The sequence below is a fragment of the Wolbachia endosymbiont of Oryzaephilus surinamensis genome (assembly GCF_025617515.1).
Taxonomy (GTDB): Bacteria; Pseudomonadota; Alphaproteobacteria; order Rickettsiales; family Anaplasmataceae; genus Wolbachia.
The window spans coordinates 851,257-876,543 of record NZ_CP092526.1 but is presented as its reverse complement, the minus strand read 5'-3'; the positions used below and the strand labels follow the sequence as shown (position 1 = coordinate 876,543).

At 33.2% G+C, this 25,287-nt stretch carries 23 protein-coding genes, 2 tRNA genes and 1 pseudogene; 16 read left to right on the top strand and 10 right to left on the bottom strand.

Annotated features, from left to right (window positions below; all coding sequences use genetic code 11):
* Window positions 1-57: 57 nt before the first annotated feature.
* Entirely contained in the window at window positions 58-1,665 is a 1,608-nt protein-coding gene (locus tag MJ631_RS03860; RefSeq protein ID WP_214303353.1) for a CTP synthase, read from the bottom strand.
* A complete protein-coding gene (secG, locus tag MJ631_RS03855) occupies window positions 1,665-1,985 on the bottom strand; it encodes a preprotein translocase subunit SecG (RefSeq protein WP_214303352.1) in 321 nt (106 codons plus the stop codon). Before secG ends, MJ631_RS03860 begins: the two co-directional genes overlap by 1 nt.
* A gap of 116 nt (window positions 1,986-2,101) precedes the next feature.
* Between secG and MJ631_RS03850 the strand changes: the two genes are divergently transcribed.
* Window positions 2,102-2,626, top strand: coding sequence for a gamma carbonic anhydrase family protein (locus MJ631_RS03850; RefSeq protein WP_015588396.1), 525 nt, complete (start codon window positions 2,102-2,104; stop codon window positions 2,624-2,626).
* On the opposite strand, the gene MJ631_RS03845 is transcribed toward MJ631_RS03850, so the two are convergent.
* Together MJ631_RS03845 and MJ631_RS03840 are read right to left on the bottom strand one after the other, a co-directional pair.
* Complete coding sequence (locus MJ631_RS03845; RefSeq protein WP_214303351.1) at window positions 2,616-3,668, bottom strand: hypothetical protein; 1,053 nt, start codon at window positions 3,666-3,668, stop codon at window positions 2,616-2,618. The two genes, MJ631_RS03850 and MJ631_RS03845, sit on opposite strands and share 11 nt — an antisense overlap.
* Before the next feature lie 227 nt (window positions 3,669-3,895).
* Window positions 3,896-4,645, bottom strand: a complete 750-nt coding sequence (locus tag MJ631_RS03840) for a hypothetical protein (RefSeq protein WP_007302596.1) — start codon at window positions 4,643-4,645, stop codon at window positions 3,896-3,898.
* Between the two features lie 213 nt (window positions 4,646-4,858).
* On the opposite strand from MJ631_RS03840, the pseudogene MJ631_RS08135 reads away from it, so the two are divergent.
* Window positions 4,859-4,972 (top strand): annotated as a pseudogene (locus tag MJ631_RS08135) (IS481 family transposase); the annotation flags it as partial.
* A 298-nt stretch (window positions 4,973-5,270) separates the two neighbouring features.
* On the opposite strand, the gene glmS reads toward MJ631_RS08135, so the two are convergent.
* The 3 genes from glmS to MJ631_RS03825 form a co-directional block, all read right to left on the bottom strand.
* On the bottom strand, window positions 5,271-7,082 hold the full coding sequence (gene glmS, locus MJ631_RS03835; protein ID WP_007302597.1) for a glutamine--fructose-6-phosphate transaminase (isomerizing): 1,812 nt from the start codon (window positions 7,080-7,082) through the stop codon (window positions 5,271-5,273).
* An 8-nt stretch (window positions 7,083-7,090) separates the two neighbouring features.
* Complete coding sequence (gene yajC / locus MJ631_RS03830) at window positions 7,091-7,504, bottom strand: preprotein translocase subunit YajC (protein WP_006012489.1); 414 nt, start codon at window positions 7,502-7,504, stop codon at window positions 7,091-7,093.
* Window positions 7,505-7,634: 130 nt separating this feature from the next.
* A tRNA-Asp gene (locus MJ631_RS03825) sits at window positions 7,635-7,711 on the bottom strand.
* Window positions 7,712-7,892: 181 nt separating this feature from the next.
* On the opposite strand from MJ631_RS03825, the gene rpsB reads away from it, so the two are divergent.
* The 5 genes from rpsB to MJ631_RS03800 all read left to right on the top strand — a co-directional run bounded on the left by rpsB (window position 7,893) and on the right by MJ631_RS03800 (window position 12,052).
* Window positions 7,893-8,708 (top strand): 30S ribosomal protein S2, encoded by an 816-nt coding sequence (gene rpsB, locus MJ631_RS03820; RefSeq protein ID WP_012482019.1) that lies wholly within the window; start codon window positions 7,893-7,895, stop codon window positions 8,706-8,708.
* Window positions 8,705-9,550, top strand: coding sequence for a translation elongation factor Ts (tsf, locus tag MJ631_RS03815; protein ID WP_108784350.1), 846 nt, complete (start codon window positions 8,705-8,707; stop codon window positions 9,548-9,550). Before rpsB ends, tsf begins: the two co-directional genes overlap by 4 nt.
* A complete protein-coding gene (gene pyrH / locus MJ631_RS03810) occupies window positions 9,534-10,277 on the top strand; it encodes a UMP kinase (RefSeq protein ID WP_015588403.1) in 744 nt (247 codons plus the stop codon). The genes tsf and pyrH overlap by 17 nt, the downstream gene beginning before the upstream one ends.
* 7 nt (window positions 10,278-10,284) lie before the next feature.
* On the top strand, window positions 10,285-10,842 hold the full coding sequence (gene frr, locus MJ631_RS03805) for a ribosome recycling factor (protein ID WP_214303504.1): 558 nt from the start codon (window positions 10,285-10,287) through the stop codon (window positions 10,840-10,842).
* A gap of 193 nt (window positions 10,843-11,035) precedes the next feature.
* The gene (locus MJ631_RS03800; RefSeq protein ID WP_262986177.1) at window positions 11,036-12,052 is read left to right on the top strand and encodes a substrate-binding domain-containing protein; all 1,017 of its coding nucleotides are present in this window, start codon (window positions 11,036-11,038) and stop codon (window positions 12,050-12,052) included.
* A gap of 102 nt (window positions 12,053-12,154) precedes the next feature.
* Here the strand turns inward: MJ631_RS03800 and MJ631_RS03795 are convergent, their stop codons facing one another.
* Window positions 12,155-13,123 carry a hypothetical protein gene (locus tag MJ631_RS03795; protein WP_007302603.1) on the bottom strand — a complete coding sequence of 323 codons (969 nt, stop codon included), beginning with the start codon at window positions 13,121-13,123 and terminating at the stop codon, window positions 12,155-12,157.
* A 124-nt stretch (window positions 13,124-13,247) separates the two neighbouring features.
* Here MJ631_RS03795 and MJ631_RS03790 point away from each other — a divergent pair, with 124 nt between their 5' ends.
* Both MJ631_RS03790 and dcd read left to right on the top strand, forming a co-directional pair.
* The gene (locus tag MJ631_RS03790; RefSeq protein WP_214303505.1) at window positions 13,248-14,705 is read left to right on the top strand and encodes a TrkH family potassium uptake protein; all 1,458 of its coding nucleotides are present in this window, start codon (window positions 13,248-13,250) and stop codon (window positions 14,703-14,705) included.
* A gap of 71 nt (window positions 14,706-14,776) precedes the next feature.
* On the top strand, window positions 14,777-15,334 hold the full coding sequence (dcd, locus tag MJ631_RS03785) for a dCTP deaminase (RefSeq protein ID WP_006012513.1): 558 nt from the start codon (window positions 14,777-14,779) through the stop codon (window positions 15,332-15,334).
* Here dcd and MJ631_RS03780 read toward each other — a convergent pair whose 3' ends face one another.
* On the bottom strand, window positions 15,335-16,360 hold the full coding sequence (locus MJ631_RS03780; RefSeq protein WP_214303506.1) for a hypothetical protein: 1,026 nt from the start codon (window positions 16,358-16,360) through the stop codon (window positions 15,335-15,337). It lies immediately after the preceding gene.
* A gap of 126 nt (window positions 16,361-16,486) precedes the next feature.
* Entirely contained in the window at window positions 16,487-17,722 is a 1,236-nt protein-coding gene (locus MJ631_RS03775) for a metallophosphoesterase family protein (protein ID WP_214303507.1), read from the bottom strand.
* Window positions 17,723-17,912: 190 nt separating this feature from the next.
* Here MJ631_RS03775 and MJ631_RS03770 point away from each other — a divergent pair.
* The 7 genes from MJ631_RS03770 (at window position 17,913) to MJ631_RS03740 (ending at window position 25,208) form a co-directional block, all read left to right on the top strand.
* A tRNA-Leu gene (locus MJ631_RS03770) sits at window positions 17,913-18,000 on the top strand.
* A 20-nt stretch (window positions 18,001-18,020) separates the two neighbouring features.
* A complete protein-coding gene (locus tag MJ631_RS03765) occupies window positions 18,021-19,106 on the top strand; it encodes a GTP cyclohydrolase II (protein ID WP_149168819.1) in 1,086 nt (361 codons plus the stop codon).
* Between the two features lie 72 nt (window positions 19,107-19,178).
* Complete coding sequence (locus tag MJ631_RS03760; RefSeq protein ID WP_007302609.1) at window positions 19,179-19,859, top strand: VirB8 family type IV secretion system protein; 681 nt, start codon at window positions 19,179-19,181, stop codon at window positions 19,857-19,859.
* On the top strand, window positions 19,846-20,637 hold the full coding sequence (virB9, locus tag MJ631_RS03755; RefSeq protein WP_019236950.1) for a P-type conjugative transfer protein VirB9: 792 nt from the start codon (window positions 19,846-19,848) through the stop codon (window positions 20,635-20,637). Before MJ631_RS03760 ends, virB9 begins: the two co-directional genes overlap by 14 nt.
* Window positions 20,638-20,653: 16 nt before the next feature.
* A complete protein-coding gene (locus MJ631_RS03750) occupies window positions 20,654-22,165 on the top strand; it encodes a TrbI/VirB10 family protein (protein WP_007302611.1) in 1,512 nt (503 codons plus the stop codon).
* A 1-nt stretch (window position 22,166) separates the two neighbouring features.
* Window positions 22,167-23,159: a P-type DNA transfer ATPase VirB11 gene (gene virB11 / locus MJ631_RS03745; RefSeq protein WP_007302612.1), complete on the top strand. Its 993-nt coding sequence runs from the start codon at window positions 22,167-22,169 to the stop codon at window positions 23,157-23,159.
* Between the two features lie 30 nt (window positions 23,160-23,189).
* On the top strand, window positions 23,190-25,208 hold the full coding sequence (locus tag MJ631_RS03740; RefSeq protein ID WP_214303508.1) for a type IV secretory system conjugative DNA transfer family protein: 2,019 nt from the start codon (window positions 23,190-23,192) through the stop codon (window positions 25,206-25,208).
* The last annotated feature ends 79 nt before the right edge of the window (window positions 25,209-25,287 follow it).

The following is a 25,287-nucleotide window of genomic DNA, read 5'->3' as shown; positions in this document are numbered from 1 at the left end:
TACTATTTCTTAGTAACATTTTTACCTCTCTATTAGAATAGAGTTTATTAAGTTCTATTAAACTCTATTGTCAATAGTTGCCTTAATAAATGATGTAAAGAGAGGATGAGGAGAAAATGGTCTTGATTGAAATTCTGGATGAAATTGCACACCAATAAACCATGAGTGATTTTTTAGCTCCACTGCCTCTATGCATGTTTTATCTTCTGATATACCACTGCATATCATTCCATTCTCTTCTAAGTTATTTTTATAATCTAAATTAACTATATATCTGTGTCTGTGTCTTTCTGAAATAGTGACACTACTATACACATTTGCCATTTTTGAATTTGGACTTACATTACACTTGTATGTTCCAAGTCTCATGGTTCCACCAAGATCAACGTTCTTACCATCAGCGAGCTTGATGATTGGGTGTTTGCAAGTATAAAATTCTTCAGAGTGTACATCTTCAAGCTTAATAACGTTACGAGCAAATTCAATCACTGCAAGCTGCATACCAAGACATATTCCTAAAAAAGGAATGTTATTTACACGGGCATAGTTTATTGCTAATATTTTACCTTCTATTCCATTATCACCAAATCCTCCTGGAACAAGGACTGAATTAGAGCTTTGTAATTTTTCTCTGATAAACTTTGCATCTATAGATTTTCCATTCTCTTCTCTTGAGTTGACCCAATTTATCTTCACTCTAGCTTTATTACTAATTGCACCATGGTTTAATGCTTCAATCAGTGATTTATATGCGTCAGGAAATTCAGTATATTTTCCTACTATGGAAACGATAACTTCTTGTGTTGGATGTTTCATAGAGTGTACTATTTGGTCCCATTCAGGTAAGCTTGGTTTTGGCTTACTTAAGTGAAAGTGATCCAAAATTTGTGTCCCGAGCCCACATTGATTATACAAGGACGGTAACTCGTATATATGGTTTACATCAGGAGCAGGTATTACATTAGATAAAGAAACATTGCAAAGATTGGCTATCTTTTCTTTTTGATTATCGGAAATTTCTTTTTCACTGCGACATAATATAATATCTGGTTGTAACCCCGCAGAATTTAACTCTCGAACTGAATGCTGTGTCGGTTTTGTCTTTAATTCTTGTGCTGCAGTGAGATATGGTATTAAAGTTAAGTGAATAAGGATAACTTTTTGCTTTCCTAGTTTATAATTAACTTGGCGTATAGCTTCCAAAAACGGTTGGCTTTCAATATCACCTACGGTTCCGCCTATTTCGCATATTACAAAATCTAAATCTTCTGTACCATTAAAAATGAAAGATTTGATTAAATCTGTCACATGAGGAATGATTTGCACAGTTTTGCCTAGATAATCACCACACCTTTCCTTCTTTAATAATTTATTATATACTTTACCAGTTGTTATATTGTCGTCCTTGGTTGCTTTAATTTTAGTAAAACGCTCGTAATGTCCAAGGTCTAAATCAGTTTCAGCACCATCCTCAGTAACAAATACTTCCCCGTGCTGAGCTGGGCTCATTGTTCCAGGATCAATGTTGAGATATGGGTCAAGCTTTCTGATGCGAACATTGAATCCATGAGCTTGAAGAAGTGCTCCCACACTTGAAGCAACTAAACCCTTACCAAGTGATGAAACAACTCCACCTGTAACAAAGATAAACTTGGTTTCTTTCATTAATTTTCAAATGGAACAGAAGTTGATTGGCCTTCTTGCTTCTTTTCTGATATAATCTTCTCTGCAATTGATTTTTTATGTACATCTTTTGAACATAATCCTGATAGTAACAGTGTATTTATAATGAACAGCCCAGCAACTATAGAAGTTATTCTACTGAGTGGATTTTCAGAAGACTTTATCGGAATTATTGAATTCATTCCCTGTTGTGAATTACTAAAGCCACTTAATGAACTACTTCCAGGTGGCTGCAGGAGCACTAAAATTACCAATACAACAACTAATATTATTTGAAGTACACTAAGTACTGTTACTGACATTATGAATAGAGCTAAAAATAAAGATTTTAGGAGCATAAGGATCATAAGTCAAGAATATATTTACCCGAGTAACTTGACTACTGGAATCCAAGTATGTATTAAACCTTATTTAAATTATGAGCTATCACATTTTAAAATACAAAGATTATGAACCAAAAATGGATGAAAGTTCTTTTATCGCAGATGGTGTGCGTATCATAGGTAACGTTGAAATAGGAAGGAATGCGAGTATCTGGTTTAATTGTGTGATCAGAGGAGATGTTGGATCAATCAAAATAGGTGATGAAACGAATATTCAAGATGGCACCGTAATTCATGTAGATAGAAATCCAGGCGGTGATACGATTATTGGTAGTATGGTGACGGTTGGACATTTTTGTGTGTTACATGCATGCACGATACATGATAAAGCATTTATTGGTATGGGCTCTGTTATAATGGATCATGCGATTGTGGAATCTGAAGCTATGGTAGCTGCTGGCTCACTGGTAACGCATGGGAAAGTGATAAAAAGTGGTGAAGTATGGGCTGGCAGGCCAGCACAATTCTTCAAAAAAATGTCAGATGAGGAAATTAAACATATTACACAATCTGCACAAAATTATATCATGCTGATGAAAGAATATAAGGCTATATGCTAGGTTGAGAAATCTTCAGCTCTGATGCACATTCTACGTTAACTACTTCAAAAGCTTCTTCAACTATAGAATGCTTATCAATATAAGGCTCAATCACTTTTTCAACTCTAGTTTGCTTATCAATATGCTGATTAATAAAACTACCTCTGACTAGAATATCCTTTATTGGCCAGTTTGTTTCTGTTGGAGTACCTGATAATTTAGCTGCAAATTTTATCGGTGCTGACGTTAGAAAAAGAGATATAGTATTATTTGAATTAAGATAGAAGTTTACATGATCTTTACAATCTTTTAGATTTATATCTCCCGGAAAATCTGGTATTTGAGATTGTATATTTGCTTTTATGAAGTTCATCCGACCGAATTTTTCAGTAAGTATCCCTACCTCTTTTGGAACTTCTAATGGGATGATAATATCATTGCTAATTCCATTTTCTTCTTGAGAAAAAAGTTCAGTGTATGCTCCTTTTTTTCTGTGTTTCTCAAAATACTTAGGAAAATAAATATTGAGATATTCAGAGTGTAATTCTATTCGACTTTTCTGATCATTTTCTAAGATAAACGTATATTTATCACCATTTTGCTTAAGTTCGCATAACTTAAATTTACTAAGGTCAGAGTCTGGAAATGGCTTTTCAATTTCAAAAGCAAGTGTAAGAGTGTGCGTTGTGTGATCAAATTCATTTTTTTCTTGTAGACCATCTTGTAGACTATAGTACTTATTTTTTTCATACTCTTTTCCTTCTATGTTAGCACTCACTTCCTCTTCATCCAAATTTTCAATAGCATCAAAAAATTCTTCTTCATCCAGATCTCTTTCTTTTTCACCTGGCTCTTGTTCTTTCAGAGAATCATACCATACATCCTCTTCATTAACTTTCTCCTCTATTGTATTTTCTACACTTATTTTTCTTGTATGATCATTTCCATTGCTAGCAGTTGTTTGATGATGTGTATCGTTAGTTTGAAAAAAGCTCTTTACTTTTGATATTAAGCTAATCCATGAAAGTCTGACTTGATTAAGTAGCCATTTAAAACTCTTCATTGTTTTACCCCAACCTAATTACTAAAAATTGTAACAGAATAAATTAAATATGTCAATAAGATACACAAATTGTACTAACTGGGAATTAGTGGCAGCACTTAACATCTGTGTAAATTTTGACATAGGCGTTTTCTGCATTTTAACCAAATCAGTAAGGAGAACACCATTGATATTCTCCTTTTAGAAGCAACTTGAATAAAACTGATAAAGTTTGAATTAAAGTGTGATTAGGAAAGTGAGTGATGAGAACTCTTTATTTGGACTTCTTTTGATTCATCTATTTTAGTATTAGGTCTTAGTGCTTCATATGTAGCACCACCAGCTACGAGTGCAGATGCTGTAGCTATGCCAATTATTGCTAATATACTTAGTCTAGTTGTATGTTCAAGTATAGTACTTGCTACCAGCCCAACAGCAAGACCAACACCAATAACAGCAGTGTACAACATTCTAGGATTATTTGAATTAGGCATATAGCTCACTAACTCTCTGCAACACTTTTCTGATTCTTTCTTTATATCCTCGAGCTTATTTAGATCTTCTTCTTCTATTTTAGCATTTAATTCTAGTTTCTTACATAATTCTTGCATTTCTTTTACTTGTTTTTCTAATTTTTTTAAAAAATTTATTATTTTTGTTCCTTGTAATTTTATTATTGTTTCCTTAAGTAGTAACGTTGATATTGGCATTGCTATTTCTTCTATCTCTTTTTCTGTTTTCCTTTCCAATTCCACTACTTTTTCTATTCCTTCGTCTGATATTTCAGTGTCTTTTTTTAGTTCTATTTCAAATTTTCTTTTTTTCAACTCTGATTTTGCTTCTTCTAATGATTCTAATGCATTCCATAGCTTTTCACCAGAATTCTGACTCCGTTTTGGTGACATAGACTGACTGCCTTTGAACTTTTTTGGTGATATGGGCTGATTTTTACCATCTTTAAGCTTTTTTGAGTTTTCACCAGCACTTACTTTAGCCATAATAAACCTCGCATATTAAATAATGCTATTACATAATATCTTTAAAGCTCAAGGTCAAATAGTATCTTTACATAATATAAATCATAAACAGAAAATTTTAGTGTAAATTGCCATATTTACTTTGTGCTACGGTTTGAGATAGAATAACAACTTGCTTCAAATATGGAAAGGCAGTACAACTCTATAATCAAGTTACTGAACTCTCATTTACTCCTCTTTTTTTGTAAAACAATCTACAATTCATTAGAAGATCTTCAGATAGACGTTGATCATTGGTTGTGTTTTTACAATGAGACAAGACCTCATTCTAGTAAATATTGTTATGGCGATGTAGACTTTCCTGAATAGAAAACATATTAGAAAAATATTAGTAGCATTACATAAGAGACTGATATTAGTTTTCAATTTTTCTGTTAGTTAATTCTTGCTTGCTAGGTTAAGTTGTGTCTGGTAACCATAATGGCAAATCTTGTTAATTTGAGGCGTGGATTTTAGCCTCTCTCATCCTTACATTAGTTACATATTCTTTCGCAGAGGGCTAATGATAGCAATGAATTTATTAGTAAAATTCAGTAATTTATAACTGACAATTAGAGCTGTTAATTAGCAACTCACTTTAAATAAGTTACTCAACTGTGACAGATTTAGCTAAATTTCTCGGACAATCTACATCTAACCCTTTTTTTTCTGCAATAGAATAAGCAAGAAATTGCATAGCAACACTGTAGATAATTGGAGAAACAAAATTGTCAACTTCTGGAAGTTGCACCACATCTATGCAAATTCCCTTTAAGAGCGGTGCTCCTTGCTTATCACTAAAGGCAATTACTTTACCTTTTCTTGCAATAATCTCTTGTATATTGGATAGCGTTTTAAAGAATAAATTATCGTAAGGAATAATTGCGATAACAAGTACAGTAGAGTCTATCAAGGCGATAGAACCGTGCTTCATTTCTCCCGCTGCAATACCAATTGTGTTGATATATGAAAGCTCTTTTATCTTCAATGCACCTTCCATTGCAACTCCATATGAGCTTCCTCTCCCAATTATAATTATATTATTGTGCTCTAATATACTGCCTGATATATGTTGTATTTCCATCACATTCAAAACATGCTCTACATGTTCGGGAATGGAATTAATAGCACCGCTTAGTTCCTTTATCCTCTCTCTACCCAGTATACCTTTTATTTTTCCAAGCTCTACAGCAAAGCATGCTAAAATTGCAAGCTGCGTAGAAAAGGTTTTTGTCGAAGCAACACCAATCTCAGGTCCAGCAAGAGTATGCAATACAATATCTGAGGCTTTTTCTATGCTGCTATTAAATGTATTAATTATGCTAATGATCATTTGTTTCTGCAATCTCGCATAACGTAGTGCTTCCATAGTATCTGCAGTTTCACCAGATTGAGAAATGAATAAGCCAATACTACCTTCTTCGAGCTTGACGCTGCTATACCTAAATTCTGACGAGATTTCTAGATATACCCGAATTTGAGCAATACTTTCCAGCCAACACTTTGCTATTAGTCCAGCAAAATAGGATGAACCGCATCCAACTATAGTAATGTAACCTAGTTCAGAAAATAATTCTTTGTTGATTTCTTTATATTGTTTATAAAATTGATTTATTGTTTTGTTTAATGCATACGGTTGCTCAAAAATTTCTTTTAGCATAAAGCTAGGGTAACCATTTTTACTAATTAGAAAATTTCTTGGACTGCTATTTTCTGTTCTGCGTTTAACTTGTATACCATTATTATATATACTGAATTCGTTAGATTTTATTACTGCAATATCATTATCTTCTAAATGCAATATTTTTTCTACAAATGAATTCAAAGTATTAGTATCAGAAGCAGCAAACACTTTATTACAGTTATATCCTATTGCTAAAGGCAAATTTCTTTTTGCAACAAATAAAGTATCTGGATATTCTGCAAATAATAAAGCCAAAGCAAGTGAACCTTGTAAATTGTTTAGACACTGTAATATAGAATCAATTGGTGATAACCCTTCATCAAGATATGAAGTTAATATGTTTGGTATCACTTCTGTATCAGTATCGGTGTGGAAAGATACTCCCTTTTCTTCCAGATCCTTTTTTAATATATTGTAATTTTCAATTATGCCATTATGAGCAACAACAACATTATTTATATAAATGGGATGAGCATTTTTAAGATTTGGAGCTCCATGTGTAGCCCAACGAGTATGTGCTATACCAACTTTGCTACTAGATATCTTGCTCTCATGAACAACTTCACACAATCTTTCAACTTTACCTTCTGATTTTTTTACTTCTATCTTACCTCTATTATTTATAATTGCTATACCTGAAGAGTCATAACCTCTGTATTCCAATTTTTGCAACGCGGTTAGTAAAGTTGGTATTACTGAATCACCGCTACTTACTATACCTAATATTCCACACACTTCTTAAATTATGAAGCATTTTTGTCTTTTTTACTTTCCTCTAGTTTATTTTTCTTGCCATTCTTTTCAACTTTGCTTTTTTCAATAGATTTAGCTACTGGCTTTTGAATTTCTTTATTTAAGATTTCAGATATAGCAGACTTTAGGATTTTTATTTCAATTTTTGGTGCTATTTCTAGTATTAGTTGTGCATTTACTTCGTCAACTTTGTTTACTTCACCTATTATTCCACTAGAAGTAATAACCGTATCACCACGTTTTATTTGATCTATCATCCTTCTATGTTCTTTTAGTTTTTTGTGATTGGGACGAATAATGAGAAAATAAAATACTACAAATATTAAAATGAGTGGAATAAAGCTAGCAACAGATGCTGATACATTGTTAGTCGCATCTGCCGCAAAAACCTCAGAAATGAACATATTTAATCCCAATTATTAACGATAAAGTTAAATAGATTAAGCAGCAATTACAATATCATGTCAAGTCTCTGAAAGAAATTAATTCAAATTAATAAGAAACTTAAGGAATTTTAAGGTGTTTCTGCTGTAATGGCGGGAGTGATGAGACTTGAACTCACGACCTCATGCGTGACAGGCATGCGCTCTAACCAACTGAGCTACACCCCCCATTGCTTTTTAACGTTTGCAATCTTAAAGCTAATCAACGTGTTGCTACTTGTCAATATTTTTTGTTTGCGCTTTTTTGTCTTTTTTATTACTATGTAAATAACTTAATTTCACACATGGCTTATGCAAGTAGTCCCGTTAGGGTTATGCCATGGAGGATAAACTATTTGGAGGAGTAAATATGACAAATTTGCCTAAAGTCACTATACGTGATTTAGCTGAATCTGGTGTGCATTTTGGCCATAAAGTTAGTCGCTGGAATGCGAAAATGGCCCCATATATATATGGTGTACATCAACAGAATCGTATACACATAATAGACTTACGAAAAACATTACCATTGTTAGAGGCGGCAATGAAAGCTTTATACGATGTTGCATCTCAAGATGGTCGCATTTTATTTGTTGGTACGAAATTTCAAGCTTTAGATATTGTTGCAAGTGAAGCGGTTCGTTGTGGTCAATATTATGTAAATGATCGATGGCTTGGTGGTATGCTTACTAATTGGAACACTGTTTCTTCTTCGATAAAAACTTTGATACAATATGAGAAAATATTAAATGATGAAGATAGTATCTTAACAAAAAAAGAATTAGGAAATATTGAAAAGAAAAGAAAAAAGCTTGATAAAGAATTGGGTGGCATTAGAGAAATGGGAGCAGTTCCTGATATTTTATTCATTATTGATACTAACAAAGAGCATATAGCGGTTAAAGAGGCTAAAAAACTGGGTATTCCTGTAGTTGGAGTACTTGATACCAATTCTGACCCAGATGATATTGCCTATCCTATATCAGGAAATGATGATTCAAGAAAATCAATAGAGCTCTACTGTAAATTAGCTGCTGATTCTATATTAGCTGGAATAGAGTCTAGTTTGACAAGGTCTAGAGTTAAGGATGATGAGCTTATTCAAGAAAAAGAAGGGGGTATTGTGCAAACTAAAAAGAAGCGTATGAAGGATGAAACAGAAAGGGAGGTAATAGTAAGTAAATGAAGATGGATTCAAGTAGTATAAGGGAATTACGCGATAGAACAGGGCTTGGCTTAAGCGATTGTAAGAAAGCGTTAGAAGAGTGTGATGGTGATATTAAGAAAGCCGTTGATAGGTTACGTACAATAGGATTTGCTAAAGCTGACAAAAAGTCTGATAGAGTAGCTTCAGATGGGCTTATTGCTATGTGCTTGGCTAAAAATTATGGTGTATTGGTTAAAGTCAATTGTGAAACTGATTTTGTTGCTAGAAATGAGAAGTTCATAGCATTAGTTTCAAATTTAGCATCAATTGCTTGTCAAGAACGTTGTACTAGTCTTGATGAGTTAAAAAATGCCAAATATGAAGATGTTGGTACAGTACAGGAAGCTATTATGAGTGGTACATCGGTTCTTGGTGAGAAGTTAGAGTTAAGCAATCTTTGCTACCTAGAGACTAAGGATGGGATTATTGCTGGCTATGTACATGGTGATATGCATGGCTTAGGTAAGATTGGTGCTTTAGTAGCATTGCAATCATCTGGTGATAAACAAGAGATTGGAAAGCAAATAGCTATGCATGTAGTTGCTATGAAACCTGAAGCTTTATCTATAGATGATTTAGATCAAGAAAAATTAAACAATGAGCGTTCTATAATTGAGGAGCAAGTAAAGAGCTTAAATAAACCTGAAGAGGTAGCGAAAAAAATAGTAGATGGACGAATGGCTAAATACTATGAAGAAGTTGTTCTACTAGAGCAGAAGTTTATAAAAGATGATAAAATGAAGATTGCTGATTTTATAGAATCAAGTGCTGTTAAATTAGCTAATTATAAGTTACTTACTTTGGATGGTGCAAATAAGTAACAAAACTTCAGAAGTAAAGTACCCCAGAGTGTTATTCAAAATCTCTGGGGAGGCTTTGATGGGATCAAAGCTATTTGGCCATGATATGGAAGTTATAGATAAACTATCCAAAGACATAGTTGAAGTTTGTAATCTCGGAGTTCAAGTTTGTATTGTTGTTGGTGGTGGGAATATTTTTCGTGGTGCATCAGCATCTTTAAGTGGCTGTGAAAGAGCAAGCAGTGATTATATTGGAATGCTTGGTACTGTTATTAATGCTTTAATTTTGCAAAATTTTTTAGAAAAAAGCTCTATAGTCTCTAGGGTGTTGTCTGCTATACCTATGACTACTATATGTGAACCTTATATAAGAAGGAAGGCTATTCATCATTTAGAAGAGGGCAGGGTGATAATTTTTGCAGCAGGAACGGGTAATCCATTTTTTACTACGGATACAGCTGCAGCTTTACGCGCTGTTGAAATGAATTGTAATGTTATTTTAAAAGGTACGCAAGTAAGTGGCGTGTATTCTGCTGATCCAAAAAAAAATGAGAATGCTGTAATGTACGATAGGCTTTCTTACACAGATTTGTTAACTCGTGATTTGAAGGTTATGGATGCGTCAGCAATTTCACTTGCTCGTGAAAATTCTATTCCAATTGTAGTTTTTTCTTTGAAAAGTGAAAAAATGGTCAATATTATTAAAGGTCAAGGTACTTATACTATAGTCTCAGATTATAAACATTAGGTAATTTATGTTAAACGAAATAAAAGCTAAAACAAAAGAAAGAATGCTAAAAACTATTCAGTCTTTTCATGATGATATGAAAGGTGTACGTACTGGTAGAGCTAACTCATCATTACTTGATGGTATAGTTGTAAATATCTATGGTGGACATCAAAAACTGAACCAAGTTGCAGGCGTTTCAGCTATAGATAACAAAACTCTATCAGTTAAAGTTTGGGATGCTACTGTTGTCGGTGAAGTGAAAAATGCGATAATCAATGCTAACCTAAATTTAAATCCTGTTGTTGAAGGAAATACTATACGTATAGTTCTTCCAGACTTAACACAAGAAACTCGTGAAAAATTAGTGAAACTATTGCATCAATTTTCTGAAAATGCACGAGTTGCAATTAGAAATATACGCAGAGATGTTATGGAAGAAATAGAGGAAATGAAGAAAAATAAGGAAATCTCAGAAGATGATTTTCATGTTGCCAAAAAGGAAATACAAAACATTACTGATGATAATGTAAAAAAAGTCGATGATGACTTATCTATTAAAGAAAAGGATATATTGCATCATTAAGTTAATATGAAAGAATTTTTCAGTATTGAAAAACATAAGAGGATTCGATATAGATACAGTTGTATGAATGCTGTGATTCAGATCTCATCATTACGCACACATTTGATCGTTATACCTTTTGAAATCTAGAAAAAAAGCTTTTCAGTTTGATTTTTTATTACGATAATTAAGTTTACACTCTTGAGCGAAAACGATGCTGAAACGCCTTTTCCTTATTTTTGCATTTGTATTACTCATCCCACTGTCAAATGTTGATGCCAGAAGATATATCAGAATTGTTGGATCTTCAACTGTTTTTCCTTTTATCTCATTTATATCTGAAGAATTCAGCCGTATATTTTCCTTTAAAACTCCAGTTGTAGAATCGATAGGAAGTGGATCAGGGTTCAAAATGTTTTGTTCAGGAATAGGGGAAGGCACACCAGATATCACTACTTCATCTCGCCCTATGAAGGAAGTAGAGAGAGAATTATGTAAAAGAAATAAAGTGAATGAAGTAATAGAGATAATAATTGGCTATGATGGAATTGTTATTGCAAATTCAAATCAAAGCCATAGATTTGATTTTACAAAAAATGACCTGTTTGAAACTTTATCTTCATATTCTGAAGACAATGATAGATTAGTAAAGAATAACAAGAAATTTTGGTCTGATGTAAATCAAGCTCTACCAAAAACAGAAATTAAAATCTATGGCCCACATCAAAATACAGGTACACATGAAACTTTGATTAATTTTATTATGCTTGATCAATATTCATGTATGAACTCAAGGATTTTCAAAGAGAATTATCAATACCAAGAAAAAAGAAAGAAAGCATGTAGTAATATCAGAGATGATGGAAGATATATAGAAGTTGGAATTAATGAAAACATAATAATACAAAAATTGAAGAGCAATAAAAATGCTTTAGGAATATTTAGCTTCAGCTTTTTAGCGAAAAACCAAGATGAGATTCAAGGAAGCACAATCGCAGGAATTGAGCCAACTTATAAAAATATATCATCGGGGGAGTATATGTTAGCAAGGCCTTTATATCTTTATATAAAGAAAGAACACTTAGATACTGTTGATGGATTAAGGGAATTCATTAGAGAAGTTGTAGACTCTATTAGTACTGAAGGTGGATATTTATCTAGGCTTGGCTTAATTCCACTTTCAAGCGAAAATATAAAAAAAGTCTTGGAAAAGGTTCGTGATATAATATGATGACTTTGATATTTTTTTATTCTGGATACTAGGTTAAAAATAGAACGTTTAAATTTCTTGTTTTTATTGTTATCATACTTAGATTTCCTAAGAACTTATTTACTACAAAATACAACAAGTTCTATTTATTTGAGAAAGTTGTGCGTCTTGTAGAACAGATTTTGTTGTAGGTTTCTCTGTAGCTATTTCAAGGTTTTCTTCTATGGTTTTTTGTTCTCTGTAATCTTTAACTTCTTGAATGAAATCTTCAAGCCACTTCTCACTACCTATCTTGGCATGTCGTTGTTGCTCACCTTTAAGAAGTTTTATTACAGCTGCATCTTGATTTTCAGGCACTCTTTGATATTTAAGCCACAAGTCACGAATATCAGGAGGAGCTTTTTTCAAATGAGCTTCAAAGGTTGCTTTTGTGTCTTTTGTACTTTCTTCTTGTTGATCTTGATGGAATTTAAACCAGAAATTGCGAATATCAGGAGAAGCTTTATCCCAAAGAAGTTTAGTAATTTCTTTTATATTTCTCAGATCTTCTTGTTTCAATCTTTTACCATCACCTATATATCGTTTATTAAGACCAACTTGCAGAGGATAAAGTAAAAGGGTAGTTTTGCTCTGTGAATGTATAGGTCTATTTAAAATCATTGCTAGATTTGTATCACAATCTTCTAATACTGCTTTAACTTTTTTAACATCTAAATAATCTATTGCTTGACGTAATTTGTGGTGAAGATCACTTGTTCTCTTTAAGTTTTTCACTTTTTGCATATGCGAATCATCATTTCCTTTCGCTTCTTGCATAGCTATATCACACGAAATACTCTCAATTTTTTGCTCCATTTTCTGTATACATTGATTAATTTCCTTTTGATTTTTTTTGAATATAATCAACTGTGAAGTGGTACAAGGGTTAGGTAGATCGTCTTTAAACTCTTTTTGTATATTACTAGGTAATTCGCTTTTCAAAACTTCTTGTATATCGCTATCGTAATTATTTTTTATATTCTCAAAGTTGCCTTGTATAGCTTCACTAATTAATGAATCTCGAATGTTTTTTTGTCTGTCAGTTAATAACATACCTTACCTCTATCTCTTATGGCAAATTTAGCGCTATAATTATACGTATTTATAATCAAGTCAAGAGAAAAAATTAGCAAAGCGGTTGAAGTTTTAATAACATATAGCTTTCACAGTACTGTCTATGGAAAGTCTGCAAGTTTTACGTTCAATTGCGTTTATTGTGGGAATTTTTCTATTGTTGTTTGGCGTAGCAATGCTTATTCCTGCTATTACTAATAATTATCTAGGTTACGAATGGAAAAATTTTCTGGTTGGATTTATAGTTACCTGCACATTTAGTGCGACTTTTATTCTACTGGGTAAACTAAATAGGGTACATGGAATGCCGGCAATTTTTGCGATTACCAGTTGTACCTGGATTGCATTATCTCTGTTTGCAGCTATTCCATTTTATCTTGATAGTTTAAGCTACATTGATGCACTGTTTGAAGCAGTATCTGGGATTACAACCACAGGAGCAACTGTTCTAAGTTACATCGAGCAACAATCTCCGGGGATACTACTGTGGAGAGCAATGCTGCACGGTATAGGTGGTTTTGGAGTAATTACAGTAGGAATTGCAATTTTTCCCATATTTAAGGTTTTGAGCTTAAATAATTTACTCTATTCTGAGTACTCAGATGCTCTTAAAAGAAAGTTACCACATACGCGAAGCGTAGTAATACATATTGCAGAAATATATTACTGCCTAATTTTATTGTGCATATTTTCCTACTATCTAGCTGGCATGCCATTATTTGACGCAGTATGTCACGGAATGTCCGCTGTATCAACTGGTGGATTTGCTAACTATAACGATTCTATAGGCTACTACAATAACCCTATATTGGAGGTCATAACAATTATCTTTATGATTTTAGGCTCTTTACCTTTTCTGAGCTATTTAAAAATTATAAGACGATTAGACGTTTGTTATGATGAACAGGTCTCTTACTTTATTAAGATAGTTGTTATCTCATCTTTGCTTGCTTGTTTTTGGTTATATAAAAATTTTGACTTAGGAGTATTTTTATCATTTAGGTACAGCACATTCACCATTACCTCCTTTATCACATCAACTGGCTATGTAATGTGCAACTACTTGAATTGGAGCTTTATTTCAGTCTTAGCTTTCTTTTTAGCCTTTATTGGTGGATGTGGTGGTTCTGCTAGTGGTGGAATCAAAATCTTCCGTTTAGTCATTTTTCTAAAATCTATAAGGAATTACTTTAGCTCTTTATTAAATCCAAGTGAAAGCGATAGAGTAAAACTCAATGGTAAAATACTGGAAAATGATGAAGTCCAATCTGTCTTTACGTTTTTTGCAATTTACATGTTAACGTTCGCTATATCATCAATAGTGATGTCTTACTTGAGCAATGCGGACTTTATAACTAGCATCAGCTCTGTTTCTGCAATGCTTACAAATTCTGGCCCAGGATTTAGTAACCTAATAGGTCCTTCAGGTAATTATTCCTCTTTTAGTGGTGGAGTAAAGCTATTTCTATCGTTTTTGATGCTGCTTGGCAGGCTTGAAATATTGCCAATTTATTTTTGTATAGGTAGTTTATACTGGAAACTTTGCCATTCCAGAGTGTAACGCTAATTCAGGTTTACATTTAAATTCTATTACATATTATTATAAGTATTACAAAACTTTAAAGGACAATTATGGCAGTTATGCCAGATAAATGGATAAGGGAAAAGGCTGAAAACTCTAGAATGATAGAACCTTTTGTGAATCATAAAAGCAGTAAGGGTGTTGTATCTTTCGGATTATCATCTTATGGCTATGATGCAAGAGTTAGTAATAAGTTTAAGATTTTTACTAATGTTAATTCAGCTATTGTAGACCCAAAGAATTTTTCTGAGAATAGTTTCATAGATAAGGAAACAGATGTATGTATAATTCCACCAAATAGTTTTGTGCTTGCCAGCACAGTGGAGTATTTTCGTATACCAAGGAATGTACTAGTAATTTGTGTTGGCAAATCAACTTATGCAAGATGTGGTATCATAGTGAACGTCACACCTTTAGAACCTGGATGGGAAGGTCACGTCACACTTGAATTCTCTAACACTACTCCACTTCCTGCAAAAATTTACGCTAATGAAGGAGCATGCCAATTTGTGTTTTTAAGCGGCGAAAGTGAGTGTGAGAAGTCATATGATGATATGAAAGGAAAATATATGAATCAACATGGTATCACTTTGCCGTTAGTTAAGTGATTACTTTATAAAGCAAGATATTGTTGGTTTATATTGAAGATTACCAAAATGCCCTTTTATTAGTTCATCACATCTTTTATCGCCTAAAACTGCACGTGCAGAGTGATTTTTAAATGATTCTATAAAGCTAATAAAGAAATTTGTAGAAGGATTACTTAAAGCTTCTGCAACTTCTTTTTTTTCTTTATCATTGGAAAGCCGATTAAATAATTCTTCACCTTTTTTTTGTAGATCATTTTCAAACTCTTGTTTTACAGTAGCCTTATCCGCTCTTTGCAAGAAGAAAAATTCTTCAAAAGTGTACAAGGAAGAGACAATACTGTTAAAGGTACCAGTAAAACATGCACTGCCAACAAGTACTCCATATTCTGTTTGCGATTCTACTAAATGTTTAACCAGTTGATATTTTCTCTGTGATATGCGGGTATTAATATCTATATTATCATCAGCACTTTTTTTATTTTCATCTTTACAAGCTTTCCAAACCAAATTTAAAACTTGCTTCAATGTTAATCCGCTTCCACTATGTGTATCAGGGTTGTTTTTTATACGCTCCAAGCACTTAAGTGCATGTTTTTTCTCATCTTCTGTGAGTTGATCTTTATCCACAGCTTTTTGTGTACCATTTGCTATACACTCTAACTGATCAATAAATCCTTCTATTTCCTCTATAAACTTATCATCAACATCAGGCTCGCCATAGTTTTCTTTTAGCTTTTGAACGTTAATATTAATTGCATCATTTACATTAGTATCATGCGTTGTTTGTGGGACACGCACTGCCTCCATAAATGCTTCAGTTCTTTGCTCTAACCATTCTGGTAATTTGCCTCCTGCAAGAAGATATAGCTTACCCAATGCTTGAGCAACTAGAATTAACGCTATGACAAAAACAATAAATGCTATGAGTAATACTACAGCTAAACCAATGACTAGCCATCTCACAGGGGCTAGTAAAATATCTCTTGCCTTTTTAAATTTCGACATTCTTTGTATGTTATCTGGTGTATTTACTGCTACTGGCATAATTAATTTTAAATACTCTTACTACCATTAATATACTATATTTCTCTTATTTTGTCAACTCACATTTCTACTTCTCTACTTTTTCTCGGTAAGGTCAGTAATCGATAACAACAAATAGTCCTAATTTTAATTTGTTTTAAGTTTAAAGTCTTTCGTTAGGTTTGCAGAATACATTTCCTTATTATCTTGGTTATAGAAAGTAAATTTGTGATCGTCTAAACCTAATATTGCAAAGCCAAAGCCGAAAAAGTTTCTAACTTCGTGTGCTAAGTAATTTCTACTATTTGGATAGTTAAATTCTACGTTTTGATAAACAGGTTCTTGATCTTGAGCGTGTAATAATGCACCGCCGTTTCCAACTATAATCTGATCTGGAACATTATCCATTAATAAAATCTGGGCTATATGAATGTGGCCAGAAACTATGGTAGTAACATTGCTTGGAAATTTATCTCCAAAAGCTTCAATTTGTGTAAGATTACCATGGCTTTTTAATGTCAAAAATTCTTTTTTTGGAGATCTCCAAAGTGGTTTATGAGTCAAAAACCACGTGGGCTTATCTTGTATCAATTTATCAAACTGCCTCTCAAAAGCATCAACTGTGCTTTGGGTTGTAAAAATTTCCTCACCGGATGAAGAGTCGAAGATAAAAAACTTCATCGGCCCAGCATCTAAGAACCAACTGGAAATAAGATCTTCACATTTTTGAGGGAAAAAGGGGTATGAATCTAAATATCTGAACCATCCTTCATAAGCTCTATTACAACTCTCATGATTTCCACGAACAAAAAGAAAAGGAGATTGTGTTAAAATATCTTTTGCAGGCTCAAACCAATCAGCGTACCAAGCTTCTTTGCTATATCCATAAATATCGCTGCACTTTTTTGTGTTTCTACATTTTGTTTGTCTATAATGATAATCACCAACATGGATAATTAAATCTGGTTTATGAAAAGCGATTGAATCTAAATTTTTTTTCAAAGGCCAGTTATCTACAGAATTACATTCTTGCTGAAATAACATATTTATTCTACATCCTGTATCGCCAATGAAGGCAATTTTGCTGATCTTTTCCGCTAATACGGGAACTTTTATATTGTCAATACTAATGTTTTGAGCATTTGTTTCTACTATCAGTTCACAAACTGTTTCGGTATTGTTAATTGAGCTGCGACTTAGCATTTCTACTTCCTTATTATCGACGTAAGCAATGGGACACATGTTATTGTCTATAATCGCACGTATGCTTAATTTATTTTCTGGAATGATTTGAGACCATGTGTACAATATTTGTGCATGAGTGGAGTGAAAGCTAATTGTAAGAGATAGAATTAAAAAAATGAAGATATTAGCTACTTTCATTTGTATAAAGACCTAAATTAAGAATTAGTATTAAGATTATCTTAAATGATTAAAGTTTGTAACCATAAAATTCATAGCTAAATTATACAGGCATTTCCTAAATTATCCTAGTATCAGATTGACACTTTAGATGAAAAACCCTAAAATGATTAAGTAATTTAAAGTAATTATATAGAAACTAGAATAAAGTGCGGTCGTGGTGGAATTGGTAGACACGCAGCGTTGAGGTCGCTGTGGCTCACAAAGCCTTGGAAGTTCAAGTCTTCTCGACCGCACCAAGTTGTTTGGTGTAGGTGAAATGTTTATAGGAAATCAAAGTAGAAATAAAGTAGAAAGGGCCATCAGTGAAGTCAGGCGTGGTCTTCCAATTTTAATATATGATGATGAAAATAACTATCTATTGCTTGCTGCTGCTGAAACTTTAGAAAAAAATTTATTTAGTCAATATAAGCTTATATCAGGTAATGTGTATGTTACTTTGACTGCAAGTAAGGTAAAATACATATGTCAGAGTAAAGAACATAGTAGCAAACGTCTGTTGATAAGCAATTTTGATGAACTGCTCCATTTAATAAACTGTTCAAAGGAAGATTGGATAAAAGAGTTGCAATGCTCAAAGACAATAGATGCGTATGCTGTTGCCTTGCTTAAGTTCTCAGAATTATTGCCATACGCGTTAGTGGCTGATATGACTTTTGAGAATAAACATGAAATGCGAAATTGGTGTGAAGAAAATGACATTATTGCACTAAATACGTTACTTGTGAATGATTTTCAACAAAATCATAGTGTGTATGAAGTGTGCAAAACATCATTATTTTTAAAACAGACTCAAGAAGTAGATATCATATCTTATAGAACCAAAAGTGGCGGAAGAGAACATTATGCAATTATCATTGGCAATCCAGATGAAGATAATGAGCCATTAGTGAGAATTCATTCTTCATGCTATACAGGAGACTTATTAGACAGCTTATCATGTGATTGCAGAAGCCAGTTACATCAAGCGATTCAAATAATGACCGACTTTGGGAATGGCATTATATTATACTTGATGCAAGATGGGAGAGGCATTGGTTTAACTAATAAGTTAAGAGCATACAGTATGCAAAGAAAATATAATCTTGATACTGTTGATGCAAATAGAGTATTGGGTTTTGAAGATGATGAAAGGAGCTTTGCTGTTGCAGCTAAAATACTTAAGAAATTGAACATTAACAAAATACAATTACTTACAAACAATGGTAGAAAGTTATCAGAGTTGAAAAATAACGGTATAGAAGTTACAAAGTGTATACCACTTATTATGGAACGCAATGAATATAATGATTCATATATGGAAACAAAATTTGGCAAGTTAGGCCATGGATTAAGGGTTTATTAGCTTTTTTGTTATAACTACTTTGTTAGCTTGCTATGTTAATTAATATAAGTTAAGATTTTTAAGAATATTGAGATGCTGAAATTTTTAAAACAAGAAAAAAGTAATGAGTCATTGGATAAGGATATAAATTGGAATTCAAGTCGCTATAGCACAGTTGTTGCTCAGAGAAATACTTTACTTTTATTTACATTAATATTACTAGTTGCAATTTCTATAAGCATATTAGCTATATTTAAAATTAGCACAAGTAGCACTATTGAGCCATTCGTTATAGAAATTGACAAAAAGTCAGGAATAGTGCAATTGGTTGATCCTGTTACAGTAAAACAATATTCTGCAAATGAAACGCTGAACGATTATTTTATTTCAGAGTATATAAAAGCAAGGGAGGTTTTTGACCCATATAATTATAATTATAATTATTATACAAAAGTAAGGTTGTTTTCTTCGCCTAGTGTATATAGTGAATTTAGCAATTATATAAAATCGCAGAATATGAATGACCTTTTTAATTTATATTCAGATGCTAAAGGTGAGTTGAAAATTCGTTCAATTCAAAAATTAGGTAATGATGCTCTTCAAGTGAGATTTTCTATAGAATTTACACGAAAAGATGGAAATTCCTCAAGGAAAAATAAGATAGTTGTGATGTCGTATAAATATGCATCGCTTGAAATGAATGATCAGCAAAGATATATTAACCCGTTAGGGTTTCAAGTTATTTCATATAGAGTAGATGATGAATATGTGTAGGATATTGTTAGTTTTAGCTTTACTAATAAGTGGCAACTTAAATGCATCTATTAATAATAAACCTATTTCTGTAGATAGTAGAATAAAGACTTTTGTATATAGCCCTAATGAGGTGTTTACAGTAATTTTTAGTCAAGGTTACTATTCTTATATTGAGTTTGCAGAAGGGGAAAAAGTCAAAAATATTGCTGTTGGTGATGCATCAAGTTGGAAAATTAATCCTTATGATAATAAACTGCTTGTCATGCCATTTGAAGTCAGTAGTCGCACTAACATGATTATTACGACAACTAAAAAGAGAAATTACATTTTTGATCTAATTTCAAGACCAAATTACGATAAATACCCAGATACTGATGCTAAAAAAGTGGATCATGATTATTCCGTTGAAAAGGATATATCTTACGTAATACGTTTTTATTATCCTCAAGAAGAAGATGAATTTGATGTTGATTTAGATGAGGTTTCTTTACCTACTCAAATGCAATACATTACAGAAAAGCCAGAAAAAATAATACAAGAAAATAATACGAGGTACAACTATACATATATTGATGAAGGTGGTAACGTAGATATAGTTCCAATTGAGTTATTCGATGATGGTTATTTAACCTATTTAAAGTTTAGAAATAGTAATAAAATTCCTCAGATTTTTATAGAAGGCGAATCCTGTAAAAGGCTGTTATTTGATGATTATGTTGTAATAAAAGGAGTACATAAAAAGCTATTAATGCGTTATGAAGGTAGTGAAGTTGAAGTTATAAATAGGTCACTTTAGTTCTGGTACATATAATATGAGTAAAGAAAGGCATAATAGTGTAGAAGATGAATCAGAGATAGAAAGCAAGGTAGTAACAGTTGGCTCTAATCAAGGTTATAAGGCATTGATGATAGTTATGGTAGCGCTCTTAGTTGGTGGAGTGTACTATCTTTATTTTAGTCCTTCTAATAAAGAGGGTCCAGAGATTGTTAAAAAAGAGGAAACAAAGCAAAACATTCAAGAATTGAAAGGAAAGTTAGAACAAGTTCCAGATAATGTAGTAGTTTCCGAGAGGATAGCAACTGATCTCTTGCCACCCTTACCTCCTCTTCCTATCCCACAAGTCATACCAGAAGTAAAACAAATCAAAAAAGAGGAAGTGACAAAAAAAGAAGAGCAACTAAAAGAAATTCCCTTGTCAAATATACCTGTTTTACCAAAGCAAAATTTTCCTTCTGGTAATGTTATTAGCAATTTGCCTACTTCATTTCCTACAATAGGGGGTGGCGGTTATCCTAGAGACAGACGTAGTGCACAAATGTTAGCAATTTCAGGTAGTAGTGGGGAAGGTAAAGCTACAGATGCTGTTTTATCCAATACCTCAGCACAGTCGAGCAAAGCTACCAAAGCTGGAAAGCTTGGTTTAATGATTATTCAAGGTAAAGTTATTGACGCTATTCTTGAAACTGCAATAAGTTCTGACTTAAAAGGAATGCTCCGTGCTGTTGTTAGTAGAGACGTTTATGCAGAAACTGGTGATACAATTTTAATACCAAAAGGTTCAAGGTTAATAGGTGGTTATTCATTCGACTCAAATGTTGCAAAAGCCCGCGTGAACATAAATTGGAATAGGATCATTCTTCCTCATGGTATAGATGTTGCTATTGCATCATCTGGTACCGATGAGCTTGGAAGGGCAGGGATAGCTGGAATAGTTGATAATAAAATAGCAAGTGCATTATTCTCTTCAGTGGCACTTGCTGGTGTTTCGATTGGTTCAGCTGTTGTAGGACAAAAAGCCTCTAATCTTATCGATGCGCTAACTGCCATGGATGCAGTGAAGTCTATTACTGCAACTGAAATAGATATTTCTTCTCTCAAAGGGGCTATTGTTGAGAGATTGGAGAATTCTATAAAAACTGAAGTTGGGAAGGTAGGAGACGAAAAATGGAAATTGGGTATTAGGGCTATTGAAAAAATTCGAAATGCTAAAAGTGATCAGGATTTGCTGAGAATAATAAAGGAAGAAATAGTAAGTGTGATAAAAAGTTCTGGAGCTAGTGGAGTTGATACAATTACTAGTGACAATATCGGTATAACTTTAGACGATGTACGTCAACTGTTGAGGCAAACTCAGAAAAGAAGCAAATCTGTTTATGATGAAGCAATCGGGAAGTCAATCAATGATTTTTCCAAAGACATGCGAGATATAGTTGATAGGAGTGTAGATAAAAAACCAACTATTTATGTTAATCAAGGAACTGCATTGAAAGTATTTGTTAACCAAGATATAGTATTTCCTCCACAGTCAATATTAAATAACTGAAATGAACTATGCTGCACTTGATACATACTTGGAGCCATTACAAGGGATATTTCAAGAGGAAGGTGTAAATGAAATATCAATAAATAAACCGAAGGAAGTATGGATTGAAAATCGCGGTGAAATAAGATGCGAAAAGTTAGAAATATTTGATCTTAATCATTTAAAATCTCTTAGCAGGTTGATTGCTCAAGCTACAGAACAAAAACTGAGCGAAGAGACACCGCTGCTTTCAGCTACATTACCAAATGGTTATCGTATACAGATAGTGTTTCCTCCAGCATGTGAGCCTGATAAAGTAGTCATTTCAATTCGTAAACCTTCTTCTATGCAATTGGCATTGGATGATTATGAAAAAATGGGGGCTTTTTCTGAAACTGTTATAGGAGTGACCGATAATCCAGTAGATCGTCACCTAGATTTGCTACTGAAACAAAAAAAAATAAAAGAGTTTTTAGAATATGCTGTAATAAGTAAGAAAAATATCATAATTAGTGGTGGAACTTCCACTGGTAAAACCACTTTTACTAATGCTACTTTGCGTGCTATTCCATCTGAAGAAAGAATTATTACTGTTGAAGATGCAAGAGAGATAGTTTTGAATGATCATCCGAATAGAGTACATCTTATTGCTTCTAAAGGAGGTCAGGGTAGGGCAAAAGTGACCACTCAAGATTTGATAGAGGCATGTTTACGTTTAAGACCAGATAGAATAATAGTTGGTGAGCTGCGTGGAGCAGAAGCTTTTAGTTTTCTTAGAGCAATAAACACTGGCCACCCAGGGTCAATATCAACTCTTCATGCGGATAGTCCGGCAATGGCTCTTGAGCAAATAAAACTTATGGTTATGCAAGCAAATCTTGGAATTCCCCCAGATCAGATCATACCATACATTAGAAATGTAATTGACATTGTTATTCAACTCAAAAGGACCAGTGGTGGAAAAAGAAGCATTTCTGAAATATTATTTACTAGATCTTCAAATGAAAATACTTAAATTTATACGTAAGTTAAGAAAAAGTAGTTTATGAGTAATGGAAATCACCTACGCAATATTCTCATAGGAGGTGTAGTATCTTTTAGCATACTTGAATTTTGCTTCTATTTGTCTGGTATATTATTCTACCTGTTTGTTGACGGTCCAGATGGTGTAGATTTTAGAGCAATTAATCCTAGCTTGACACCTTTTCCTCAAGCTCTCTGGCCGACAATTTTTGATCATATACAATATTGTTGGCATCATCCAGAGCTATATAGCTTTGAGCTCAAAATTAAATTAGTTGTATCTTCTGTACTGCCTAAAATTGTTTTGATGATTATTTTGTGGAATGTGAGAGAAAGACTAATTGAGTGGCGGCCATTTAAAAAGAAAGAATCACTTCATGGAGATTCACAGTGGGCATCAGAGAAAGACATACGAAAAGCGGGATTAAGAAGCAAAAAAGGTCTATTGCTTGGTAAAGATAAGAGAGGATATTTTATTGCTGATGGGTTTCAGCATGCATTGCTCTTTGCACCTACAGGCTCTGGTAAAGGTGTTGGTTTTGTAATTCCTAATTTGTTATTTTGGAATGATTCGGTAATTGTGCATGATATAAAATTAGAAAACTATGAAATAACAAGTGGTTGGCGAGAGCGACAAGGACAAAAAGTATATGTATGGAACCCAGCTCAGCCAGATGGGGTAAGCCATTGTTATAATCCACTGGAATGGATTAGTGAAAAACCTGGACAGATGGTTGACGATGTGCAAAAAATAGCTAACCTAATCATGCCTGAACAAGATTTTTGGCAAAACGAAGCAAGAAGCTTATTTGTTGGGGTGGTACTATATTTACTTGCTGCACCAGAGAAAGTTAAATCTTTTGGTGAGGTTGTGCGTACGATGCGTAGCGATGACGTAGTTTACAATCTTGCTGTAGTTTTGGACACAATGGGTAAAATAATACATCCGGTAGCGTATATGAACATTGCAGCTTTTTTGCAAAAGGCTGACAAAGAAAGATCAGGTGTTGTGTCAACTATGAACTCGTCGCTTGAATTGTGGGCAAACCCATTGATCGATACTGCAACTGCATCAAGTGATTTTAATATTTTGGATTTTAAAAAGAAGAAAACTACAGTTTATGTTGGTTTAACTCCTGATAACTTAACTAGGCTCAGGCCTTTAATGCAGGTTTTTTACCAACAGGCAACTGAGTTTTTATGTAGAAAATTGCCATCGGATGACGAGCCTTACGGCGTATTATTTTTAATGGATGAGTTTCCAACACTTGGAAAAATGGAGCAATTTCAAACGGGCATCGCATACTTTCGTGGCTATCGAGTAAGGTTATTTTTAATTGTTCAAGATACTGAACAGCTTAAAGGAATATATGAAGAAGCAGGAATGAACTCCTTTTTATCAAACTCAACCTATAGAATAACTTTTGCAGCCAATAATATTGAAACGGCTAATTTGATATCTCAGCTTATAGGAAACAAAACTGTACAACAAGAATCATTAAACAAACCTAAATTTTTAGACTTGAATCCTGCATCAAGATCATTGCATATCTCTGAAACACAGAGAGCATTGCTCTTACCTCAAGAAATTATTATGCTGCCACGTGATGATCAGATAATTTTGATAGAATCGACTTATCCAATTAAGTCAAAGAAAATTTTGTACTATAGTGATAGCACATTCACAAGAAGGCTGATTAAACCAACACGTGTGCCTACACAAGAGCCATATGATCCAAACAAGGTCTTTTCTGCTGCTAACAAAGATAAGATTAGTAATGAAGAAGAGAGTAATGCTATTGAAGCTGCTGATTATCCTGTTGAAGCTAAAACTGAAGATGCAATATACGATGAGCCAGAGATTGAAGATGGATTTGAAGACGAGGATATTGATGATAAGTTTGAAGGTGGTGATGGGTTTGATGATGAGGAAGACGATGATGGGTTTGATGATGAAGACAGTAAGGATGAATTTGACGATGATGATGAATTTGAAGATGAGGACAAACTAGACGGCAATAAAATCGAGGATAGAGGTTAATTTTACCTATTTTTTAGCTTAGAAAATAATTAGTTTTTTCATATTAAATCATTTTTAATTAATTAGTACTAGATTAGCT

Bases quoted from the DNA above. Each gene is read 5' to 3' on its own strand.
- MJ631_RS03860 (WP_214303353.1), bottom strand. From the start codon at position 1,665: ATGAAAGAAACCAAGTTTATCTTTGTTACAGGTGGAGTTGTTTCATCA.
- secG (WP_214303352.1), bottom strand. From the start codon at position 1,985: ATGTCAGTAACAGTACTTAGTGTACTTCAAATAATATTAGTTGTTGTA.
- MJ631_RS03850 (WP_015588396.1), top strand. From the start codon at position 2,102: ATGAGCTATCACATTTTAAAATACAAAGATTATGAACCAAAAATGGAT.
- MJ631_RS03845 (WP_214303351.1), bottom strand. From the start codon at position 3,668: ATGAAGAGTTTTAAATGGCTACTTAATCAAGTCAGACTTTCATGGATT.
- MJ631_RS03840 (WP_007302596.1), bottom strand. From the start codon at position 4,645: ATGGCTAAAGTAAGTGCTGGTGAAAACTCAAAAAAGCTTAAAGATGGT.
- yajC (WP_006012489.1), bottom strand. From the start codon at position 7,504: ATGTTCATTTCTGAGGTTTTTGCGGCAGATGCGACTAACAATGTATCA.
- rpsB (WP_012482019.1), top strand. From the start codon at position 7,893: ATGACAAATTTGCCTAAAGTCACTATACGTGATTTAGCTGAATCTGGT.
- tsf (WP_108784350.1), top strand. From the start codon at position 8,705: ATGAAGATGGATTCAAGTAGTATAAGGGAATTACGCGATAGAACAGGG.
- pyrH (WP_015588403.1), top strand. From the start codon at position 9,534: ATGGTGCAAATAAGTAACAAAACTTCAGAAGTAAAGTACCCCAGAGTG.
- frr (WP_214303504.1), top strand. From the start codon at position 10,285: ATGTTAAACGAAATAAAAGCTAAAACAAAAGAAAGAATGCTAAAAACT.
- MJ631_RS03800 (WP_262986177.1), top strand. From the start codon at position 11,036: ATGCTGAAACGCCTTTTCCTTATTTTTGCATTTGTATTACTCATCCCA.
- MJ631_RS03795 (WP_007302603.1), bottom strand. From the start codon at position 13,123: ATGTTATTAACTGACAGACAAAAAAACATTCGAGATTCATTAATTAGT.
- MJ631_RS03790 (WP_214303505.1), top strand. From the start codon at position 13,248: ATGGAAAGTCTGCAAGTTTTACGTTCAATTGCGTTTATTGTGGGAATT.
- dcd (WP_006012513.1), top strand. From the start codon at position 14,777: ATGGCAGTTATGCCAGATAAATGGATAAGGGAAAAGGCTGAAAACTCT.
- MJ631_RS03780 (WP_214303506.1), bottom strand. From the start codon at position 16,360: ATGCCAGTAGCAGTAAATACACCAGATAACATACAAAGAATGTCGAAA.
- MJ631_RS03775 (WP_214303507.1), bottom strand. From the start codon at position 17,722: ATGAAAGTAGCTAATATCTTCATTTTTTTAATTCTATCTCTTACAATT.
- MJ631_RS03765 (WP_149168819.1), top strand. From the start codon at position 18,021: ATGTTTATAGGAAATCAAAGTAGAAATAAAGTAGAAAGGGCCATCAGT.
- MJ631_RS03760 (WP_007302609.1), top strand. From the start codon at position 19,179: ATGCTGAAATTTTTAAAACAAGAAAAAAGTAATGAGTCATTGGATAAG.
- virB9 (WP_019236950.1), top strand. From the start codon at position 19,846: ATGAATATGTGTAGGATATTGTTAGTTTTAGCTTTACTAATAAGTGGC.
- MJ631_RS03750 (WP_007302611.1), top strand. From the start codon at position 20,654: ATGAGTAAAGAAAGGCATAATAGTGTAGAAGATGAATCAGAGATAGAA.
- virB11 (WP_007302612.1), top strand. From the start codon at position 22,167: ATGAACTATGCTGCACTTGATACATACTTGGAGCCATTACAAGGGATA.
- MJ631_RS03740 (WP_214303508.1), top strand. From the start codon at position 23,190: ATGAGTAATGGAAATCACCTACGCAATATTCTCATAGGAGGTGTAGTA.